The 17,158-nt window shown below is 75.1% G+C and carries 17 protein-coding genes and 1 riboswitch; of the genes, 9 read left to right on the forward strand and 8 right to left on the reverse strand.

The window, feature by feature from the left end; all coding sequences use genetic code 11:
- Positions 1-105: 105 nt before the first annotated feature.
- Positions 106-1,233 (forward strand): hypothetical protein, encoded by a 1,128-nt coding sequence (locus ATJ88_RS02035; RefSeq protein WP_098465059.1) that lies wholly within the window; start codon positions 106-108, stop codon positions 1,231-1,233.
- 3 nt (positions 1,234-1,236) lie between these two features.
- On the opposite strand, the gene ATJ88_RS02040 is transcribed toward ATJ88_RS02035, so the two are convergent.
- The 4 genes from ATJ88_RS02040 to ATJ88_RS02055 form a co-directional block, all read right to left on the reverse strand.
- Complete coding sequence (locus tag ATJ88_RS02040; RefSeq protein ID WP_098465060.1) at positions 1,237-1,743, reverse strand: methylated-DNA--[protein]-cysteine S-methyltransferase; 507 nt, start codon at positions 1,741-1,743, stop codon at positions 1,237-1,239.
- On the reverse strand, positions 1,740-3,320 hold the full coding sequence (locus ATJ88_RS02045; RefSeq protein WP_098462385.1) for an AlkA N-terminal domain-containing protein: 1,581 nt from the start codon (positions 3,318-3,320) through the stop codon (positions 1,740-1,742). Before ATJ88_RS02045 ends, ATJ88_RS02040 begins: the two co-directional genes overlap by 4 nt.
- Before the next feature lie 77 nt (positions 3,321-3,397).
- Complete coding sequence (locus ATJ88_RS02050; protein WP_098462386.1) at positions 3,398-4,381, reverse strand: alpha/beta hydrolase; 984 nt, start codon at positions 4,379-4,381, stop codon at positions 3,398-3,400.
- Positions 4,382-4,391: 10 nt separating this feature from the next.
- Complete coding sequence (locus ATJ88_RS02055) at positions 4,392-5,348, reverse strand: LppM family (lipo)protein (RefSeq protein ID WP_098462387.1); 957 nt, start codon at positions 5,346-5,348, stop codon at positions 4,392-4,394.
- Between the two features lie 150 nt (positions 5,349-5,498).
- On the opposite strand from ATJ88_RS02055, the gene clpB reads away from it, so the two are divergent.
- The 6 genes from clpB (at position 5,499) to ATJ88_RS02085 (ending at position 11,977) form a co-directional block, all read left to right on the forward strand.
- Positions 5,499-8,099, forward strand: a complete 2,601-nt coding sequence (clpB, locus tag ATJ88_RS02060) for an ATP-dependent chaperone ClpB (RefSeq protein ID WP_098462388.1) — start codon at positions 5,499-5,501, stop codon at positions 8,097-8,099.
- A gap of 204 nt (positions 8,100-8,303) precedes the next feature.
- Complete coding sequence (locus ATJ88_RS02065) at positions 8,304-8,621, forward strand: hypothetical protein (RefSeq protein WP_098462389.1); 318 nt, start codon at positions 8,304-8,306, stop codon at positions 8,619-8,621.
- Complete coding sequence (locus tag ATJ88_RS02070; protein WP_098462390.1) at positions 8,618-9,232, forward strand: hypothetical protein; 615 nt, start codon at positions 8,618-8,620, stop codon at positions 9,230-9,232. The genes ATJ88_RS02065 and ATJ88_RS02070 overlap by 4 nt, the downstream gene beginning before the upstream one ends.
- A complete protein-coding gene (locus tag ATJ88_RS18970) occupies positions 9,229-10,245 on the forward strand; it encodes a peptidoglycan-binding domain-containing protein (RefSeq protein WP_098462391.1) in 1,017 nt (338 codons plus the stop codon). The genes ATJ88_RS02070 and ATJ88_RS18970 overlap by 4 nt, the downstream gene beginning before the upstream one ends.
- Entirely contained in the window at positions 10,239-10,901 is a 663-nt protein-coding gene (locus ATJ88_RS02080; RefSeq protein WP_098462392.1) for an ATP-binding cassette domain-containing protein, read from the forward strand. The genes ATJ88_RS18970 and ATJ88_RS02080 overlap by 7 nt, the downstream gene beginning before the upstream one ends.
- Positions 10,898-11,977: a hypothetical protein gene (locus ATJ88_RS02085; RefSeq protein ID WP_141538590.1), complete on the forward strand. Its 1,080-nt coding sequence runs from the start codon at positions 10,898-10,900 to the stop codon at positions 11,975-11,977. Before ATJ88_RS02080 ends, ATJ88_RS02085 begins: the two co-directional genes overlap by 4 nt.
- A gap of 76 nt (positions 11,978-12,053) precedes the next feature.
- Here the strand turns inward: ATJ88_RS02085 and ATJ88_RS02090 are convergent, their stop codons facing one another.
- The 3 genes from ATJ88_RS02090 to ATJ88_RS02100 form a co-directional block, all read right to left on the reverse strand.
- Positions 12,054-12,896: a C40 family peptidase gene (locus ATJ88_RS02090; RefSeq protein WP_245852064.1), complete on the reverse strand. Its 843-nt coding sequence runs from the start codon at positions 12,894-12,896 to the stop codon at positions 12,054-12,056.
- A riboswitch (cyclic di-AMP (ydaO/yuaA leader) is annotated at positions 12,895-13,041 on the reverse strand. Its footprint overlaps the gene before it by 2 nt.
- Before the next feature lie 325 nt (positions 13,042-13,366).
- Positions 13,367-14,059, reverse strand: coding sequence for a septum formation family protein (locus tag ATJ88_RS02095; protein ID WP_098462394.1), 693 nt, complete (start codon positions 14,057-14,059; stop codon positions 13,367-13,369).
- A gap of 9 nt (positions 14,060-14,068) precedes the next feature.
- Entirely contained in the window at positions 14,069-14,905 is an 837-nt protein-coding gene (locus ATJ88_RS02100; RefSeq protein ID WP_098462395.1) for an exodeoxyribonuclease III, read from the reverse strand.
- Between the two features lie 30 nt (positions 14,906-14,935).
- Here ATJ88_RS02100 and ATJ88_RS02105 point away from each other — a divergent pair, with 30 nt between their 5' ends.
- Together ATJ88_RS02105 and pyrE are read left to right on the forward strand one after the other, a co-directional pair.
- Positions 14,936-15,706, forward strand: coding sequence for an SDR family NAD(P)-dependent oxidoreductase (locus ATJ88_RS02105; protein WP_098462396.1), 771 nt, complete (start codon positions 14,936-14,938; stop codon positions 15,704-15,706).
- A 38-nt stretch (positions 15,707-15,744) separates the two neighbouring features.
- Positions 15,745-16,320 (forward strand): orotate phosphoribosyltransferase, encoded by a 576-nt coding sequence (gene pyrE / locus ATJ88_RS02110; protein ID WP_098462397.1) that lies wholly within the window; start codon positions 15,745-15,747, stop codon positions 16,318-16,320.
- Positions 16,321-16,341: 21 nt separating this feature from the next.
- On the opposite strand, the gene ATJ88_RS02115 is transcribed toward pyrE, so the two are convergent.
- Entirely contained in the window at positions 16,342-17,118 is a 777-nt protein-coding gene (locus tag ATJ88_RS02115) for an HAD-IIA family hydrolase (protein WP_098462398.1), read from the reverse strand.
- Positions 17,119-17,158: the final 40 nt, after the last annotated feature.

Below are 17,158 nucleotides of genomic sequence, written 5' to 3' on the forward strand. Positions count from 1 at the left end.
GGGCACTACCGGGACGGCAGACGTCGCTACGCGCTGTCCCGCCGCGCCGGTACGGTGACCTCGCACGTCAGCACGCCGCCACGGTCCCGGAAGGAGCTGCGCCAGATGGCCCAGTCCAGCCCCACCCCCCTGCCTCGGTTGCCGAGGTCGACGACGCAGGGTCATCAGGCGCGACACCTGCTCGCGGTGCCGGACGACGTCGTCGTCGACGAGGTGGAGGTGCTGGCGCTGTCGCGGTTCGGCCAGACGCGCTGGGACGTGGTCCCGGCGGACCTGCCGGGCGCCGACCTCCCCGCCGGCCGCATCGCCGGGCCGGGGGAGCCGGGGGTGCTGCGGCTGAGCCGGCACAGCCACGTCATCGGGCCGTACGCGCCGCAGGGCGACGGGTTCGAGCTCGGGGTGCCGGGCGGCACCGCGATGGTGTTCGACGTCGTCACGCCGCGCGAGCGGTGGGACGAGCCGCCCTACCCGGGCGGCGGCGACCGTGACGGGCTGGCGCGCGGCTTCCCCCGCGGCCTGCCCAACCGCGAGGAGGAGCGGGTCGTCAGGTGGCTCGTCGCCGCCGCGCGCCGCCTCGGCGGGTCGGTGCGCCTCGACGTGGCCGGGATCTTCGACCCGGCGGAGCTGGCGCGCCGCGGCGCGGGCTCCGGCGTCGTGCTGACCCCGGACCCGGGGGCGTCCGTGGACCTCACGGTCTGGTCGGACATCTGGCTGGACCCGCAGGCCGCGCACCGAGTGCTCCAGGCCGTGCACCCGCGCGTCGTCCTGGCCACGCAGGGCGCCGACTACCAGGGCCCGCCCGCCGGGATCGCGGAGAAGCCGCTCTACCCGGGCGAGAAGATGGACCCGGACCTGCGCCGCGAGCTGCACGCCCGCGCCGACGACTACGACATCGCTGCCCTCCAGGCCCCGGTGGTGCTGGACGGCTACGGCCTCACCATCGACCTGGGCCACGACGGGTTCGTCACGGTCGAGGTGAACGGCGAGGAGGTCCTGCCGCTGCTCGTCAAGGAGCTGCCGTGGGCGAGCAACGGCGCGATCTGCTACCGCGTGGTGTGGGACCCGCCGGACCTGCACGAGGCGCAGATGGAGTTCCCGCAGCCGTCCCTGGTGGTGGCGCGCAAGCGCGCCGCGGACCTGGTGGGCAAGGTCGCGGCGGCGCTGCACGGCGCCGTCGGCGGGGAGATCGCCGACGAGGCGGAGTTCCTCCTCGCGCCGGAGGACCTGGGCTGACGGTCAGGCGGTGCGCTCGCGGGCGAGCAGCGACTCCTTGACGGCCAGCCCGTAGCGGAACCCGCCGAGGGTGCCGTCCGAGCGCAGCACCCGGTGGCACGGCACGAACAGCGCGGCCGCGTTCTGGGCGCACGCCCCGGCGGCGGCGCGCACGGCCGCGGGCCGTCCCGCTCGCGCCGCGTACTCGGTGTACGTCACCGGGTCGCCGGGCGCGACGTCGCGCAGCACGTCCCAGGCGTGCTCGCGGAACTGGCCGGACCGCTGCCGCACCGGCACCCGTCCGACGGCGTCGTGGTCGCCCGCGTAGTAGGCGCGCACCGCGGCGACGGGCGCGGCGACCCGGGCGTCGTCGGGTCCCACGGGCTCCACGCCCTCGGGACGCAGCCCGGGGTGGACGAGCGCGACGAGCCCCGCGACGTCGTCGGTCCAGCCTGAAGCGAGGACGACGCCGTCGTCGGCGACGATCGTGAACGGTCCGTCGGCGGTGTCGAGGGTCGTGGCGGCGGTCATGAGGTCCTCCTCGGGACGGTGGCGGAGCGCGCGCCGGCGGCGGCGTGCCACAGGTGGCGGGCCGCGTAGGAGCGCCAGGGCGCCCACGCGGCGGCGCGCTCGGCGAGCGCGCGCGGGGAGTCGGGCAGGTCGAGCGTGCGGGCGCCGGCGCGGAGCGCGACGTCCCCGGTGAGCCAGACGTCGGGGTCGCCGAGCACGCGCAGCGCCACGTACCCGGACGTCCACGGCCCGATGCCGGGCAGCGCCTCCAGGGCGGCGCGCAGCGTGGCGGTGTCCGCGCCGACGTCGACGGCGAGGTCGCCGTCGGCCAGCGCCCGGGCGACCCGGGTGACGGTGTCGCGCTGGCGGGCGGGCAGCGCGAGGTGCGGGGCGCCGCCGGCGGCGACCTGCGCGGCGGTGGGGAAGAGCCGGGACAGCCCGGGCACGCCCGACGCGTACGGGACGCCGGTCGCGGCGGCGAGGCGCGACAGGTGGGTGCGGGCCGCCGCCACGGAGATCTGCTGCCCGACGACGGCCCGCACGACCAGCTCGTGCGGGTCCGTCGTGCCGGGCACCCGCAGGCCGGGTCGCGCGGCGAGGAGGCCGGTGAGGACGGGGTCGTCGGCGAGGGCGGTGTCCACCGCGACCGGGTCGGCGTCGAGGTCGAGGAGGCGGCGCACCCGGGCGACGGCGGTCGCGACGTCGCCGAGGGCGCCGAGCTCCAGGTGCAGCACGACCCGGCCGGGCCCACCGGCCGTCACCTCGACCGCGCCGGGCCCGTGGGGGAGGTCCAGGGTGCGCGCGTAGCGGGGGACGGCCGGGTCGGCGGACTCCACGCCGTCGACGGCTCGTGCGGCGAGGTAGGCGACGACGTCCGCCAGGTCGAAGGGCTCGCGCACCGGCAGCACGAGGTCGAGGCGGACCTGCCCGCCGTCGTCCGCGCCCGCACCGGTGCGCGCCGCGGGTGCGGATCCGTCCACCGGTCCGGCGGAGGCGTTCGCGTGGTGCCGTGGTCCGTCCGCCGGTGGGCGACGGCGCGCGCGCAGCGCCGTGGGCGTCGTGGCGAACACGTCGCGGACCGTGTCGTTGAGCTGGCGGATGCTGCCGAACCCGGCGGCGAACGCGACGTCCGCGACGGCGAGGTCGGTGCTGGTGAGCAGGGCGCGGGCCGTCTGGGCCCGCTGGGCGCGGGCCAGGGCGAGGGGGCCGGCGCCGAGCTCGGCGACGAGGACGCGGTGCAGGTGCCGGGGCGTGTAGCCGAGGCGCGTCGCGAGGCCGGTCACGCCCTCGCGGTCCACCACGCCGTCCGCGACGAGGCGCATCGCGCGCCCGGCGAGGTCGCCCCGGAGGTCCCACGCGGGGGTGCCGGGCGCGGCGTCGGGCAGGCAGCGCTTGCACGCGCGGTAGCCGGCGTCGTGCGCGGCGGCGCTCGTGAGGTAGAACGTGACGTTCTCCGCACGGGGCGTGCGCGCCGGGCACGACGGTCGGCAGTAGATGCCCGTGGTGCGCACGGCGGTGAAGAACTGCCCGTCGAACCGCACGTCACGCGCGGCGATGGCGCGGTAGCGCTCGGTGAAGACGTCGGGCGAGGTGCTCATGGCGACCATCGTCACCCTTGCCGCCCCCCGGGGCTAGCGGGAATCGGACACGGCGGTTGCCGGGCCCGGGAGCGAGGTCAGACGCTCGCGTCGACCCACTCCACGGCGGCCCGCAGGAACTCCTCGCGCGCCGGGGGCGGCGACAGGGACAGGTCGTGGGTGCCGCCCGCGATCGTCATGAGGTTCACGTCGTCGCCCAGGCGGGGCGCGATCGCGCGCATGTGGGCGACGTCCAGCACGGTGTCCGAGGTCAGGTGCTCCGTGGAGGTCGACCGGTCCGACGTCAGCACGAGCACGGGGACGTCCAGGTCGAGGCCGCGCGCCAGACGACGCTGCGCGCGGCGGATCGACCGGAACCAGGCGGCGCGCACGGGGAAGGGCGCGTGCGGCTTCCAGGCCGGGTCGAACGGCCACTCGCCGCCGTGGTCCACGTGCAGGGCGCGTGCGTAGGCGTCGTCGAGCTGCGACAGGACGGCGCGCGGCGCGACCGGGGCGACCGCCTCGGCCAGGGCGACGGCCGACCAGCGCAGCGGCAGCCCGGCGTTGTGCTGGAACCACGGGCTGTTCAGCACGAGGGCGTCCGCACGCCCCGGGCGGGCCGACGCCCACAGCGGGGCGATCAGTCCGCCCGTGGAGTGGCCGAGGACGACGAGGCGCTCGTGCCCGGCAACGCGGATCGTGGCGGCCCCCGCGTCGAGGTCCTGCGCGTACACCGCGACGTCCGGGACGAGGTTCGGGTCGCCGCCGGCCGCGACGTGGCTGTCCCACGACCGGCCGTGCCCGCGCAGGTCCACCGCGTAGAACGCGTGCCCCGCCGCGGCGAACGCCTCGGCGACGTGCGGGTGGAAGAAGTAGTCGGCGAACCCGTGCACGGCCAGGACCGCGACCCGGGCGGGCCTCCCGTCGGGCGCGACCGACGGCGTGTGCCGCACGAGCGTCGCCCGTGCGCCCTCGGGCAGCACGAGCTCACGGGCCTCGAAGGCACGGCCGAGCAGGTCCGGCTGCCAGGCCTCGCCGTGCGCCCCGGGGTCGGGGCGCACGGCGTCGTCGGCGGTCGTCATCTCCGGGCCGTCAGCGACGGTTCGGGTCGTACGGGTCGACGGGCGGCTGGCCCGGCTGCTGGCTCGGCGGGCCGGGCGGCGACTGGCCCGGGGCGGCCGGCCCGGAACCGGGCGCCTGCTGACCGGGCAGCGAGCCGAACGCGTCGCCCTGCTGCGGCGCGGCGGCGGGCTGCGGGCGGCGGTTGTTGCGCACGATGAGCGCCGCGACGAGGCCGAGCACGGCGAGGCCGAGGACCAGGCCGACGATCCACCAGGGGAAGCCGCCGTCCTCGGCGACGACGAGGTCCATCGCGTCGGAGTCGGTGTCGCCGCCCGTGCTCGCACCCTCGGACGCGTCGGTGCCGGGCTCCTCGGCCGCGGCGCCGCCTCCGACGGCGGAGCCGCGTGCGGTCATCTCCGTGCGCTCGCCGAACGGCGGGTTCCAGGTGACGGTGGTGCCGTCGACCGCGCCGTTGGTGTCGGTGACCTCGCCGGGGAAGGTGACGGAGATCGACACGAGGAACGTGTCGAGGATCTCCTGGGGCATGTCGCCCGCGCCGGCCATCTCCTCGGTGTCCTCGCTGAGGTCCATGACGCCGTCGACGACGAACTCGTCGCCCTCGCGGGTGATGGAGAGATCCTCGGACCCGGTGCCGCCGAACTCGTCGAGCGGCGTCTCGGTGAAGGTGAAGGTGCTGCCCGTGTACTCCCCGTCGGCGTAGGGCTCCTGCGTGCCCCCGTCCGGCAGCTCGGACCCCATCTCGCTGCCCATCTGGTCCCACAGCTCGCCGGCGTCCATGCCCATCGACTCGGCGATCTCGTTCGAGACCGCCATGACGACGTTGCCGGAGACGGTGTCGTCCTCCGAGAGGGTCAGGTTCATCTCGATCTTCATGCAGCCGGCGAGCAGCAGCAGGCCGGTGACGGCGAGGAGGGCGACAAGGGCGCGGCGGGTGCGCCGTCGGGCGGCGGTGGCGAGGGTGGTCACCCCACCAGCATCCCGCACCGGGCGGCGTCCGTCACCCCGGTCCCGCAGCGTGGTCGCGTCGGGAGTGCGCGATCAAAGTTGAGCGGAATAGACTCAACTTGGCGCCCGTTGGCACCCGTAGACCCCTCAGACGACGGACCCGGAGGATCCATGGACACGAAGTTCACGACGATGTCGCAGCAGGCCATCGGCGACGCGGTCGCCTCGGCGTCGGCGGCCGGCAACCCGCAGCTCGAGCCCGCGCACCTGCTCGCCGCGCTGCTCGCCCAGACGGGCGGTGTCGCCGTCGGGCTGCTGGAGGCCGTGGGCGCCGACGCCCAGCAGGTGGGCCGCAAGACCCGCGCCGCGCTCGTCGCGCTGCCCGGCGCCAGTGGCGGCAGCGTCGCGCAGCCGTCGCCGTCCCGGGCGCTGCAGTCGGTGCTGACCGACGCCGCGCAGGAGGCGCAGGCGCTCGGCGACGAGTACGTGTCCACCGAGCACCTGCTGGTCGCGATCGCGGCCGGGTCGTCCCCGGCCGCGCAGGCCCTCACCTCCACCGGTGCGACGGCGGACGCGCTGCGCGCCGCCCTGCCCGCCGTGCGCGGCAACGGCCGGGTGACCAGCCCCAACCCGGAGGGCACGTACAAGGCGCTGGAACAGTACGGCACCGACCTGACCCAGCGGGCCCGCGACGGCCGCCTGGACCCCGTCATCGGCCGCGACGCGGAGATCCGCCGGGTCGTGCAGGTGCTGTCGCGCCGCACGAAGAACAACCCGGTGCTCATCGGCGAGCCGGGCGTCGGCAAGACTGCCGTCGTCGAGGGTCTGGCGCAGCGCATCGTCGCCGGTGACGTCCCCACCTCCCTGCAGGGCAAGCGCCTGGTCGCGCTCGACCTCGTCGGCATGGTCGCGGGCGCGAAGTACCGCGGCGAGTTCGAGGAGCGCCTCAAGGCCGTCCTGGAGGAGATCACCGCGTCGGACGGTGAGGTCATCACGTTCATCGACGAGCTGCACACCGTCGTCGGCGCCGGAGCCGGGGGCGAGGGCGCGATGGACGCGGGCAACATGCTCAAGCCGATGCTCGCCCGCGGCGAGCTGCGGATGGTCGGCGCCACGACGCTCGACGAGTACCGCGAGCACGTCGAGAAGGACCCGGCCCTGGAGCGCCGCTTCCAGCAGGTGCTGGTCGGTGAGCCGTCGGTGGAGGACACCGTCGCGATCCTGCGCGGGCTCAAGGAGCGGTACGAGGCGCACCACAAGGTCACCATCGCGGACTCGGCGCTCGTGGCCGCCGCCGCGCTGTCGGACCGGTACATCCCCGGGCGCCAGCTGCCCGACAAGGCCATCGACCTGGTGGACGAGGCCGCGTCCCGCCTGCGCATGGAGATGGACTCCTCGCCCGTCGAGATCGACGAGCTCCAGCGCGCGGTGACGCGGCTGGAGATGGAGGAGGTCGTCCTCAAGGACTCCGACGACGTCGCGTCCCGCGACCGGCTGGAGAAGCTGCGCGCCGACCTCGCGGACCGCCGCGAGGAGCTGGCCGCCCTCACCGCCCGCTGGGAGTCCGAGAAGGCGGGCCACAACCGGGTGGGCGACCTGCGCGCCCGCATCGACGAGCTGCGCACCGAGTCCGACCGGCTCCAGCGCGAGGGCGACCTCGAGGGGGCCGCGCGCCTGCTCTACGGGGAGATCCCGCAGGTGGAGCGCGAGCTCGCCGCGGCCGAGCAGGCCGAGGCGTCGATCGAGGAGGCGGAGGTCGTCGCCGACGAGGCCCCGATGATCGCCGACAAGGTCGGTGCCGACGAGATCGCCGAGGTCGTGGCCGCCTGGACGGGCATCCCCGCGGGGCGGCTGCTCCAGGGCGAGTCGGAGAAGCTCCTCGGCATGGAGGACGTGCTCGGGCGACGCCTCATCGGCCAGCAGGCCGCCGTGCGTGCCGTGTCCGACGCGGTGCGCCGCTCCCGCGCGGGCGTCGCCGACCCCGACCGCCCGACGGGGTCGTTCCTGTTCCTCGGCCCCACCGGCGTCGGCAAGACCGAGCTCGCCAAGTCGCTCGCGGACTTCCTGTTCGACGACGAGCGCGCCATGGTGCGCATCGACATGAGCGAGTACGGCGAGAAGCACTCCGTGGCGCGCCTGGTCGGCGCCCCTCCGGGGTACGTCGGCTACGAGGAGGGCGGCCAGCTCACCGAGGCCGTGCGGCGTCGGCCGTACTCCGTCGTCCTGCTGGACGAGGTGGAGAAGGCCCACCCGGAGGTGTTCGACGTCCTGCTGCAGGTGCTCGACGACGGCCGCCTCACCGACGGTCAGGGGCGCACGGTCGACTTCCGCAGCACCATCCTCGTGCTGACGTCGAACCTCGGGTCGGGGTTCCTCGTGGACCCGACCCTGGACGACGCCGCGAAGCGCGAGGGCGTGATGTCGGCGGTGCGGGCGGCGTTCAAGCCGGAGTTCCTCAACCGGCTCGACGACGTCGTGGTGTTCGACGCCCTCAGCCTGGACGAGCTGGGCCGGATCGTCGACCTCCAGGTGCAGGCGTTCGCGCGGCGGCTCGCCGACCGGCGGATCACGCTGGAGGTCACGGACGCGGCCCGCGAGTGGCTGGCGCTGGAGGGCTTCGACCCCGCCTACGGGGCGCGGCCGCTGCGCCGGCTCGTGCAGCGCGAGATCGGCGACCGCCTGGCCCGGCGCCTGCTCGCCGGTGAGGTCGCCGACGGCGACACGGTCGTCGTGGACCGCGAGGACGGTGCCGAGGGGCTCGTCCTGCGCTGACGCTCCTGGCGGTCCCGACGCCGCCCGGGCCGACCTCACGGTCGGCCCGGGCGGCGTCGTCCGTGCGGCGACGAGGTCGCCCGACCGGGGCGCCGTCTCGATATGTGAGCAATCCTTACGTACGTGTTGCCGCAGGTCAGAGGTGGTGCCAAGGTCGTCACGACCACCCACGACGACGCGGGTGGCACGACGATGGGACATGCCATGAAGCGCAAGATCGCCTCCGTGCTCGCCACGACCGCACTCGCCCTCGGCGGGCTGGCCGTCGCCTCGGCCCCGGCCACCGCCCTCACCACCTCGGCCCCCGGTTGCCTGCTCGTCATCAACTCCTACTCCACCAAGACGACCACGAGCACGAGCTGCAGCTGGGGTCAGGCCCGCACGCGCCACACGAGCGCCGCCGGCACCACCGGCTACGCCTACGGCGCGAAGGCGAAGAACTCCGCCACCGGCGAGGTTCCTTCCTGGATGAAGAACCAGAGTGCCGGTCGTGCCATCGACTCCGCGTGGTACGTCGCGTGACGAAGGCAGCGTCGACCCCCGGGGCGCGCGGGGCGCGCGTCCCGGGGATCTCCTCCACGGGTCGTCGCACCGCCGTGACCGGCAGCGTCATCCTCGTGGTCTCGTTGATGTCGGCGTGCCAGAGCGCTGACGGCGATGCTCCGTACTCGGACGAGTTCGAGCAGGCACGACTGGCCGCGACGACCGACTTCGAGCGCGACGTGCTGGCCGACGACGTCATCACCGAGGCGGAGTTCCGCGAGGCGCAGGAACTGCTCGCGACGTGCGTGCGCGAACAGGGGTACGAGTTCGAGATCGAGCCTGCCGGCGGCTACCGCCAGGTCAACCCCGAGCCGCGACCCACCGACCCGGAGGCCGCCGCGGCGTACGACCAGGCCGCCCACGATGCCTACGACACGTGCGACGCAGGGACGACCGTCGTCGTCGAGCCGCTGTACCTGGCAGTACGGGACAACCCTGAGAACGTGGACCTCAACGAGGTCTGGGCGGAGTGCCTCGTGCGCGAGGGCTATCGCGATCCCGGGTACGACGTCCACGGGCTTCTCGAGGAGTTCGAGGCCGACGCCTTCACCGCGCAGGAGTCCGCCGCCTGTTTCACCAGCACGCCATGACGCGGGTCTCGGGCGGGACGCTGGGTCTCGCGGCGGCGCTGCTGGTCGCCGGCGGCGCGCTGGCGGGGATGCTCGTGGCGGCCGGGCCGGTCCCGGCGAGCGTCGCGGGGTCGGACGGGCCGACGTCGGCACCGGTGACCCTGGAGAGCCACGACGACGCCCGCACGGTGAAGGTCGAGCCGGTGCTGTCGGCGTCGTCGCGGCTGGACCTGGCGGCGTCGGGCACGGTGACACGCACGTCCTGCACCCCGGGCGGCGAGATCGTGTCGGGGACGAGCCCGGTGACGGTCGACGGGCGTCCGGTGGTGGCGCTGGCGACGGCCGTGCCGCTGTGGCGCGAGCTGTCCTGGGGCGACGAGGGCGACGACGTCGAGGCGCTGCAGGCCGAGCTCGTGCGGCTCGGCCACGACCTGGACGCCGACGGCGAGTTCGGCCGGGCGACGTACGACGCCGTGAACGCGCTGCTCGCCGACGTCGGGGTCGGGCGACCGGACGGCCGGATCGCCCCGGCGGACGTGCTGTGGATCCCGGCCCGCCGGGTCGCCGTGACCTCCTGCGAGACGCCGCTCGGCGGCAGCGCGGGAGCGTTCGCCACGACGTCCGGCGTCCTCACCGGGCTGCGCCTCACCGGCGGGACGGCCGAGGACGGCCGCGAGCGGGTCGCGCGGGTGGCGGGCGTCGAGGCGCCCGTCGGCGCGGACGGCACGGTGACGGACCCGGACCTGCTCGCCGCGCTCGCCGACAGCCCGGAGATGGACACCTGGCGGCGCACGGACGGCGAGTCGGGGCTCACGGTCGAGCTGGCGCTCGCCGACCCGTTGGAGGTCGCGGTGGTCCCGCCGGGTGCGCTGTTCGGGCTCGTCGGGGACCACGGGTGCGTGCGGTCGGACGGCGCCACCCACCCGGTGACGGTCGTCGCGTCGTCCCTCGGGCAGACGTCCGTGACGTTCGACGACGCCGACGTGCCGGACCGGGTCGACCTCGTCGGGCAGCGGCCGGGGCGCTCGTGCTGACGGACCCGGCGGCGCGGTGCGTGCGCACCCGGGGGCTCGGCCACCGCTTCGCCGGGACGGCGACGCTGTTCGCAGGGCTCGACCTCACGCTGCACCCCGGCGAGGTGGTCGCCCTCGTCGGTCCGTCCGGGTCGGGCAAGTCGACGCTGCTGAGCATCGTGGCCGGGTGGGAGGAGCCGGCCGAGGGGTCGGTCGAACGGGTCGGGATCGAACGGGTCGGCTGGGTGTTCCAGAACCCGCACGGCGTCGCCCGCCGCACCGCCCTCGACCACGTCGTCCTGCCCCTGCTGGCCCGCGGGCGCACCCGCGCGGACGCCGAGGCCGAGGCGCGGGAGGTCATGGACGTGTTCGACCTGGCGGCGGCGGCACCCCGGCCGTTCCGGGCGTTGTCGGGCGGGGAGGCGCAGCGGCTGATGCTCGCGCGGGCCGTCGCCACGGCGCCCGACCTGCTGCTCGTCGACGAGCCGACGGCCCAGCTCGACCGCTCCACCGCGGACACCGTCAACGCGGTGCTCGCGCAGGTCGCCCGCGCGGACGCGGTCGTGCTCGTCGCCACCCACGACGCCAGCACGCGCGACGCCTGCACCCGGGTCGTGGACCTGGCCCGCCACCGGCCGGACCCGGCGGCGACCGTCCCGCGTGAGGTCCCGGCGTGAGGGCCCGGATGCGACCCGCCGCCGTGCTGGGCGAGGCGCGGCGCAACCTGCTGTCGGGCACGACCCGTGCGGCGGTCCTCGTCGCGGTCGCGGCGACCCTGCTGGGCGTGCTCGCGGTGGCTGACGTCCGGGCCGTCGTCGGGGTCGTGCAGTCCGCTGCCGAGTACCGCGCGGCCGCGGGGAGCGTGCAGGTGCTCGACGCGCCCGGCCAGGTCGACGGCGCACGCTGCGAGGCCCTCGCCCGGGTGGACGGCGTCGTGGCGGCGGGCGCCGTGCGCGCCGGCGGCGAGGTGCGCTCCCTCAACCTGCCGTCGACCCCGTTGACGTCGCTGGAGGTGACGCCGGGGCTGGGCGGCGTCCTGGGGGCGCAGGCCGCGTCCGCGGGCATCTGGTTGCCGCACGAGCTCGCCGTCGCGCTCGGTGCGTCCGCCGGCGACGTCCTCGCGACGGACCGGGGCGCCGCCGTCGTCGGCGCGGTGTTCGCCTACCCGGCGGACGGGCGCGACCCGGCGCCCTCGTACGCCGTGCTGGAGCCCGTCCCGGCGGGCGCGGGAGCGTTCGACGCGTGCTGGGCCGAGGTGTGGCCCGCCGACGAGCGCACGACCAACCTCCTGTGGACGGTCGTGGACGCCGACCCGGACGCCGAGCAGCCGCCCACCCTCGGCCCCCTCAACACGACCCTGGGGCGAGACTTCGACCCCGCAGCGCTCCTTCAGGAGCGGGTGACCCGGTTCGCGCCGTGGGCGGCGCTCGTCGTCGGCCTGGCGCTCGGCCTGGTCGCCGTCCGGCTCCGTCGCCTCGAGCTCGCCGCGACCCTGCACGCCGGGGTCGGCCGGTCGGCGCTGGCCTGGCAGGTGCTGGTCGAGACCCTGTGCTGGGTGCTCGCCGCCGCCGTGGTGGCGGGAGCGGTCGTGGCGGGCGCGGCGGCGTGGCACCACCCCGCCCCGGACGTCGCGGTGTGGTGGACGGGGATGCGGACCGTCGCCGTCGGGCTGGTGGCCGTGCTCGGGGGTGCCGTCGGGACGGCCCTCGCCACGCGGGAGTCGCACCTGTTCCGCTGGTTCAAGGAGCGCTGACCCGGAACGCGGACGGGCGGCAGGTCGCACCCCGGTGAGAGGTGCGTCCTGCCGCCCGTGCGTGCCAGGGGGAGCGTCAGACCCGGATGAAGACCGGGCTGCTCTGCCACATGGAGCGCTTGATGACGCCGGTGCGGGGGTTGCCCGCCTCGATGACACGGCCCTTGCCGGCGTAGATCGCGACGTGGCCGGGCGTGTAGACGAGGTCGCCGGGGCGCGCCGCGGCGCGCGAGACCTTCTTGCCGACGGACCGCTGCGCGGAGGACGAGCGCGGCAGGGTCTTGCCGGTCGCCTTCTTGTACACGTAGGAGGTGAAGCCGGAGCAGTCGAAGCCGGTGCGGGGGCTGCTGCCGCCGTAGGTGTAGCGGGTGCCGACGTAGCTGTTGGCGACCTTGACGACCTTGGTGCCGCTGGTCTGCTTCGGCTTGACGTTGACGGTGCGGTACTTGGTCACGTCCGCCAGGCCGGTGCGGGCGGCGGCGTCGGTGACGATGCGGACCTTGTTGCGGCCGACGTCGTACTTGCCCCAGGTGGGGCGGAAGCGGACGACGCCGTTGTTGTTGAGCTTCTTGACGGCGACCTTCTTGCCGTCGATGAAGACCTTGACGCGGCCGGGCACGGCGGTGCCGCCGCGGGTGGCCTTGACCGTGTAGACGGGGCGGGTGTTCTGCTTGCCCTTCGTCCCGGTCTTGCGCGACACGGTGATCGAGACGCGCGGGTGGGCCTGGGAGGCCGCGACGACGGTGCCGCCGAGGGCCTTGGTGCCGGAGGTGGTGGCCGCGGAGGCGGTCCCCGCCCCGGCGACGAGGGTGCCGCCGGCCAGCGCGGCCGTCAGCGACATCGCGACGGCGGCCCGGCGGAGACGGGAATGGTGTGCGGGGGCGACGCGCGTGGGCGCGCCGACGAGGGCGTCGGTCATCTTCTACCTCTCCAGCCTGCGAGATGAGCTGTCGGATTAGGCCGAGAAGTGTTGGCCTGCCGTCGAAGGACGACTTCACCCCGAGGACGACCGGCTGGTCGCCCGAAAGTGGTTCTCCCGCTGCTGCCGTCGGGTTCTGAGAAGCGACCGTCCGCCGGCAGCACTGGGCTTGCGGAACGGTGCACCGCCACGCACGGACGCGGGGCGACCCCGGCACGCTAACGACGCCGCACCGGCAGATCACAATCAGATAACGGTGAGTCGTCGGGGCTTTTCTGAAGAAGGTGTGAAGGAATGCGTCCGGAGGGATCAAGGCCGCCTGTCGGGAATATCCCTCGTGCCCACCTCGAACGGGGCGAAAGAACGCCGGAAAGGTCCGGTCCGCCGGGAAGGTCCCGTCGTGACGGCCGCCACACCCGGCGCCGTCGGTGCAGGTCAGCGCGACCCGTTCACAACTCCGGGGCTCGGGATCACTCCAGAAAGTCGCCCGGCAGGGGATCCGACGACGTCGCCAGGCACAGCCCGGTCCGGTCCCCGTCCGCCCACGACTCGGCCGTGGGCGTCCACACCACCAACGTCAGCGCGTCCCCGAGGGTTCCCCGGGCCTGCGGCCCCAGGAGGTCCGGGGTGCAGGCGCGCGCCGCGGCCCGCGCCAGCGCGTCGACCCCCGGCCAGACGGCGTCCGGCGCCGAGTCCGTGCGGCCCACCACCTGCGCGCGGTGCTCCACCGAGCAGGGCACCACCTCGACCGACGTGACGGTCGACGCCGTCGGCGCCGACGCGACGCACGACCCGAGGACGAGCTGCACCGCGTTCACCTCCGCCGGGGCGGACAGCGCCGCCGTCACGGGCTCCCACGCCCGCTCCCGGGTGCTGGACACCAGCCACGACACGCCCGCCGCGACCGCCACCACGAGGACCACGGTCGCCAGCACGCCGGCGACCCACCAGCGGGCCCGGCGCCGCGCGGCGGCCCGCTCGGCCGCCGTCGGCCCGCCCGGGGCGCCCCACCGCGAGCCGTGCACGGCCGGGTCCGGGTGCGCACCCACCGTCGGACGCGCCCCGGCCACCCGCTCCTGCGGCGCCGGGACCGTCCACGCCGACGGCTCCGGGGCCGTGGGACCCGGGGCGGCGAAGGACGGCTCGTCGGGGCGCTCGGTCATGTGCACAACCTATGCCCCGGACGGGGCCCCGGACCGGTCCGTGGGCAGGTCCGCGACGTCGAGGACGACGGGTACGTGGTCGCTCGCGCCCGTGCCGCGCCGCTCGTCCCGGTCGATCGTCACGCCCGTGACGCGCGCCGCCAGCGCCGCCGACGCGTACGCGAAGTCGATCCGCAGCCCCTTGTCCCGCGGGAACGCGAGCTGCTGGTAGTCCCAGTACGTGTAGGTCCGCTCGGCGGGCAGGTGCTCGCGGGTCACCTCCGTCAGGCCCGCCGTCGCGAACGCGTCGAACGCCTCCCGCTCCGGCGCCGACACGTGCGTGTGCCCCTCGAAGGCCGTCACGTCCCACACGTCCGTGTCCCGGGGGATGACGTTCCAGTCGCCCAGCAGGCCCAGCGGCAGGTCCGGCTCCGCGGTCACCCACTCCTGCGCCCGCGCCCGCAGCGCGGCCAGCCACTCCAGCTTGTACGCGTAGTGCGGGTCCGTCAGGGTGCGGCCGTGCGGCACGTACAGCGACCACACCCGCACGCCGCCGCACGTCGCGCCGAGCGCCCGCGCCTCCAGCGCCGGCTCCGCGCCCGCCTTGCCGAACCGCGGCTGGCCGCCGAACGACTCCTCCACGTCCGCCAGACCCACCCGGGACACCACCGCCACGCCGTTCCACTGGTGGTACCCCGCCGCCGCGACCTCGTACCCCGCGTCGGCGAACGCCGCCGTCGGGAACTGGTCCGCGCGGCACTTGGTCTCCTGGATCGCCAGCACGTCCGTGCCGGACCGCTCCAGGAAGGCCAGCACCCGCGGCAGACGGGTCCGGATCGAGTTCACGTTCCACGTCGCGATGCGCACACGCGCACCTTAGGGCTCTAGAGTGCCGACATGGGAACCGCGCTCGTCACCGGCGCCACCGCCGGCCTCGGACTGGAGTTCGCCTGGCAGCTCGCCACGGCCCGGCACGACCTCGTGCTCGTCGCGCGCGACACCGACCGGCTGGAACAGGTGGCCGCGCAGATCCGGGCCGCCGCCGGCGTCGGCGTCGAGGCGCTGCCCGCCGACCTGTCCGTGCCCGACGACGTCGCGCGCGTCGCCGCCCGCCTCGCCGTCGTCGGCGACCAGCCGGGCGACCCGCGCCCCGTCGGGCTCCTCGTCAACAACGCCGGGTTCGCCACCGCGCAGCACTTCGTCGACGGCGATCTCGACGTCGAGCTCCGCGCCGTGGACGTCATGGTGCGCGCCGTCGTGGAGCTCAGCCACGCCGCCGTCGGCCAGATGCAGGCCCGCGGTCGCGGCGCGATCCTCAACGTCGCGTCCGTCGCGGCCCTCACCGCGGGCGGCACCTACGCCGCCGCGAAGGCGTACGTGCGCACCTTCACCGAGGGCCTCGCCGTCGAGCTCGCCGGCACCGGCGTCACCGCCACCGTCCTGTGCCCCGGGTTCACCCGCACCGAGTTCCACCAGCGCGCCGGGGTGTCCATGTCGTCGGTCCCCGACGCCGCGTGGCTCGACGCGCCGTTCGTCGTCGCCTCCGCGCTCGCGGACGTGCGGCGCGGCATCGTCATCTCCACGCCGTCGGGCCGGTACAAGGCGGCCTCCGCGCTGCTGCGGGTGCTGCCGCGCTCCGCGGTGCGCGCCATCGGCCACTACCGCTGACGCGGGGATCGCGCGATCAGGACCGTACGCTGGGACGCATGACCTCCGACTTCTCCCCGACCCCCCGCGAGCAGCTGCGTGATCTCATCGCGGAGCTCGCCGTCGTGCACGGCAAGGTGACCCTGTCGTCCGGCAAGGAGGCCGACTACTACGTCGACCTGCGCCGCGTGACCCTGCACCACCGGGCCGCCCCGCTCATCGGGCACGTGCTGCTCGACCACCTGGAGGAGGCGGGGCTCGGCACGGCCGAGGTCGACGCCGTCGGCGGGCTGACGCTCGGTGCCGACCCCATCGCGACCGCGCTGCTGCACGCCGCGGCGTCGCGCGGCCAGGACCTCGACGCGTTCGTGGTGCGCAAGGCCGCGAAGGCGCACGGCATGCAGCGCCAGATCGAGGGCCCGGACATCGCGGGCCGCAAGGTCGTCGTCCTGGAGGACACCACGACCACGGGCGGGTCGCCGATCACGGCGATCGAGGCCGCGCGGGCCGCGGGCGCCGAGGTGCTGGCCTGCGCCACGATCGTCGACCGCGCCACGGGCGCGGGCGAGAAGATCGAGGCGCTGGGCGTGCCGTACCACTACCTGTTCGACCTGACCGACCTCGGCCTGGCCTGACCTCCCCCCCGGCCGGCGGGGTCAGACGCGGTCGACGAGGTCCTTGATCGAGTCCACCACGTGCGACGGGCGGAACGGGTGCTGCTCGACCTCGTCGGCGGAGGTCGACCCGGTCAGGACGAGGAACGTCTCGAGCCCGGCCTCGATGCCCGCGACGACGTCGGTGTCCATGCGGTCGCCGATCATCGCGGTGGTCTCGGAGTGCGCGTCGATCCGGTTGAGCGCGGAGCGGAACATCATCGGGTTGGGCTTGCCCACGTAGTAGGGCTGGCGCCCGGTGGCCGCCGTGATCATGGCGGCGACCGCTCCGGTGGCGGGCAGCGGGCCCTCCGCCGACGGCCCGGTGGTGTCCGGGTTGGTGGCGATGAACCGGGCGCCGTCACGGATCAGGCGCACGGCCCGGGTGATGGCCTCGAACGAGTAGGTGCGGGTCTCGCCGAGCACCACGTAGTCGGGGGCGGTGTCGGTGAGGGTGTAGCCGGCCTCGTGCAGCGCGGTGGTGAGACCGGCCTCGCCGATGGCGTACGCGGACCCGCCGGGCACCTGGTCGGCGAGGAACGTCGCGGTCGCCATCGCGGACGTCCAGATCGACTCCTCGGGGACGTCGATGCCGGACCGGGCGAGGCGCGCAGCGAGGTCGCGGCCGGTGTAGATCGAGTTGTTGGTCAGCACGAGGAACGGCCGACCGGCGTCACGCAGCGCGGCGACGAACTCGGGCGCCCCCGGGATGGCCTTGCCCTCGTGGACCAGCACGCCGTCCATGTCCGTCAGCCAGCAGTCGATCTGTCGTCCCGTCATGGACCCACGGTAGTTGGTCCCGGCCCGTGGACGTCCACGG

The organism is Isoptericola jiangsuensis, assembly GCF_002563715.1.
Lineage (GTDB): Bacteria > Actinomycetota > Actinomycetes > Actinomycetales > Cellulomonadaceae > Isoptericola > Isoptericola jiangsuensis.